The following is a 3750-nucleotide window of genomic DNA, read 5'->3' on the forward strand; positions in this document are numbered from 1 at the left end:
CTGGCATTCCTACCGGGCTTTTTACAATGGCAATGTCGGATTCTTTTGCTTTTAAATGAGCTTCTTTATAGCGGATGTCTGCATCACATTCTTCCGTTGTGATAAAGCGGGTAGCAACCTGAATGCCATCAGCACCCAGATTATCCACTTTTCGAACATCTTCTCTGTTATAGATACCACCTGCTACGATCACTGGAATTTCTGTCCCATATTTCTCTGCGTAACTTTTTACTGTTGTGATGATTTTCTTTATTTCTTCACTGTAGGATTCTTCAGTATATTTCTCCAGTTCTTCTTTATGAAAGCCAAGGTGTCCGCCTGCCTGAGGACCTTCGATCACTACCAGATCTGCAGTTCTTTTGTATTTTCTGTCCCAGTATTTCAGGATTACTTTTGCGGATTTGTCTGTAGATACAATGGGGGCAATCTTTGTCAGACTTCCTTTTACCAGTTCCGGAAGCTCTGTGGGAAGTCCCGCACCGGAAATAATGATGTCTGCGCCAGCTTTTACTGCAGCCTTTACGTGAGATGCATATTCTTTCAGTGCAACCATAATATTGTATCCTATAATTCCATCTCCTGAAATCTCACGGGCTTTTTTCATTTCACCGGCAATGGCACGTTCGTTGGCTGCTGCCGGATTTCTGTCGAAATCTTCTTCCCTGTAGCCAATCTGTGCAGTGGAAATAATACCAACTCCTCCTGCTTTCGCAACAGAACCTGCAAGTCTGCCAAGACTGATCCCAACTCCCATTCCCCCCTGGATCAATGGAACTCTTGTGATTTTATCTCCTATTTTGAAATTCTTCATTGTGATTCTTCTCCTGTTATTTTGTTTGTATTTTAAATATTTTGATATTCAAAGTATATCACAATATTTATTCTTGTCAAGAGAAACCAGTTTATATAGTTTTTAATACTATATAAGTCCACAGATTTTGACAAAAAATCCGCTGATACGATCAACTTGTGTAATCATATCGGCGGATTTGTTCTATCTGATATATTTTGCCATCACCGGTAAAAGCACCTTCATATCAATTGGTTTTGCTACATGATCATTCATTCCAGTCGATATCGCCTTTTGTCTGTCCTCTGCAAAGGCGTTTGCTGTCATTGCTATAATGGGTATGGAAGCTTTCTCCTCATCTTTCATTCTGCGTATCCTGGCTGTAGCGTCATATCCATCCATCACCGGCATCTGAATATCCATAAGAATCATATCATAATATCCGGAAGCTGCTTTCTCCAGCTTATCCAGACAGTCAGCTCCATCCATTGCGCGGTCTGCAATAATCTTTTGTTCCGCAAGCAGTTCTATCGCAATTTCTGCATTCAGATCATTATCTTCTGCAAGAAGAATACGTTTTCCTTCCATCCTCTTTAATGCATCCGGCTGTTCAGATATCTGATTCCTGTATACATCCTCTTCTGATGCTGCATCAAAAGAAATATCTACAGTGAATTTTGTCCCGGCGCCCTGCGTACTTTCTACCCGGATACTTCCTCCCATCAACTCGATCATGGATTTTACAATAGGAAGACCCAGTCCTGTACCAGCGACCTTGTTCTCTGTGGTTGTATGCTCTCTGGAAAATTCTTCAAAGATATGTGGAAGATATCCCTCGCTCATGCCAATGCCTGTATCTTCACAGGTAAAAATGAGCCGGGCTTTCCGGGGATCCTCTGAATCCTTCTCATATATCTTTACATGAACCCCATGCCCATCTGACGTATACTTTATCGCATTGCTGATGATGTTCAGCATTATCTCCTGAAGTTTCACCCTGTCACAAAGGATAAAGGTATGATATACATCCAAATCTACCGAATACTGCAGGTTCTTCTTCCTTACATCTTCCTCAAATACTGTGTTTACCGTATGAAATAATGTGTTTATATCCTCTGCTTTCAGCTGCAGAGCTGTAGTGCCGCTTTCAATACGGGCTATCTCCAGGATCTGGTTAATAATCGTCATCAGCAGATTTCCGGAAGAACAGATCTTTCCCAGATATTCTTTTGCCTTTTCCTCGTTTTGAAGGTTCTTTTCCAGTAATCCGGAAAAACCTATGATCGCATTCATTGGCGTCCGGATATCATGGCTCATATTAAACAGAAATCGTGTTTTTGCTTCATTGGCACTTTTCGCCAGTTCTGCCGCTTTCTCAAGCTCAGCAGCATATTGTTTTTCTCTGTGTTTTTTGCTGGATATCTGATAAAAAACCATAGCGATCAGCAACGAGAATATATACGAAGCAATTATGGAAAGAATCCATTGAGAAACCGGAGTCCACCCATTGGAAGGCACAATATCAAAATACCATGTGTTATTCGGGATCTCACATTCTATCGTCAGGCTGTTTTCCGGCATATCATCCTGACTCTGGGCAAGAATAACCTTATCTCCACTGCTTCTGTCATAAGACCAGATCTTATAACTGAAATCTGCCTCACTTAAAGATTTCAGATTTATATCACTCATGAAACGATCCCAGTCAATTACCTGGAGTACAAATCCCCAGAAACTACTCTCTCCGAAATCATCGGTTCGATAAACCGGTTTAAAAAGTAATGCTCCGGTTCCTCCCTGCTTTAACTGATAGGGACCGCCAAGTGTATATTCCCCGGTTTCCTTAGCCAGAACTGCATCTTTTTTCCGTTCGTGTTCCCTCAGAACATCCAGTCCAAGAGCCTCTGAATTTCCCTGCATAGGATAGATTTCGGTTATTATCCCTTCCGGTGCCAGCTCAAACGCCTTTACCACACCTTCCTCATTAGGAATCTTTTCTGCCAGTTCTGAAAAAGTGTTTTCATCCATATCCGATCCATCAATGATATAATTTCCCAGAAAATCAGAAATCATTATATAATTGTCCAGCTTTGCCTTGACTCTCCTTATCGTGCTTTGTGCCATATAAGTTCCCGATGCTTTTTTTTCCTTTTCCTGATGTCGGAGCATCTGACTACACGCAAAAAATGCGATCAGGAAAGAGAGAAGTCCTATAATATAGCAGTATTTTTTAATATGTTTAGCAGCTGTACTATTTATTTTCATTAAATTTTCCTCGTTATGTTATCTTCCAACTGTTTCTCATCGGGCTGTGCAATAAAATCGAATGGTATCTATCACTTTCTCCATTTGAAGGGGTTTTGAAAAATGTTCGTTCATTCCTGCTGCTTTACTCTGTGCAATATCATCCAGAAAGGCATTGGCTGTCATAGCAAAAATGGGGATAGATTTCGCATCCTCTCGATCCATTTTTCTGATTCTGCGGGCAGCTTCCAGACCTCCCATTTGTGGCATCATCAGATCCATCAGAATCACATCAAAGTATCCGGGCTCTGAATTCTCAAAGATTTCTACGGCTTCCCGTCCATTCCATGCCTTTGTCACTATCATTTTTTCTTCTTTCAGCAGAAACTCAGCAATTTCCATATTCAGCTCATTATCTTCCACCAGCAGAACCTGAATCCCCTCTACTGAACAGTTCTGATACATATGAGATTTCTTTTCCTGTTCCTCTGCAGAGATTTCAAAAGAAATATGGAGAATAAATTTGGTTCCTTTTCCCTGTATGCTATCAAAGAAAAGAGTTCCTCCCTGCAGTTCTGTCAGTTTTCTGGCAATGGCAAGTCCCAGACCGGTACCTGCATATTTTGTTCTGGCTGACTGCCCTTCCTGGGCAAAAGGCTCAAATGCCCTTTTCTGAAATTCCTCACTCATGCCGATCCCGGTATCTGTACAGGTCA

At 41.4% G+C, this 3750-nt stretch carries 3 protein-coding genes; all 3 read right to left on the minus strand.

The annotated features are described in order from the left end of the window. The coding region (locus tag AC075L_RS05905) for an NAD(P)H-dependent flavin oxidoreductase (RefSeq protein WP_476387341.1) at positions 1 to 811 on the minus strand (811 nt) is incomplete at its 3' end. A gap of 183 nt (positions 812 to 994) precedes the next feature. Beyond that, entirely contained in the window at positions 995 to 3055 is a 2061-nt protein-coding gene (locus AC075L_RS05910; protein ID WP_476387342.1) for an ATP-binding protein, read from the minus strand. A 36-nt stretch (positions 3056 to 3091) separates the two neighbouring features. After that, positions 3092 to 3750 (minus strand): ATP-binding response regulator (locus AC075L_RS05915; protein ID WP_476387343.1); only part of this gene is annotated, 659 nt, incomplete at its 5' end.

The organism is Blautia sp. ZXY-1-B12, assembly GCF_056339915.1.

Bases quoted from the DNA above. Each gene is read 5' to 3' on its own strand.
- AC075L_RS05910 (WP_476387342.1), bottom strand. From the start codon at position 3,055: ATGAAAATAAATAGTACAGCTGCTAAACATATTAAAAAATACTGCTAT.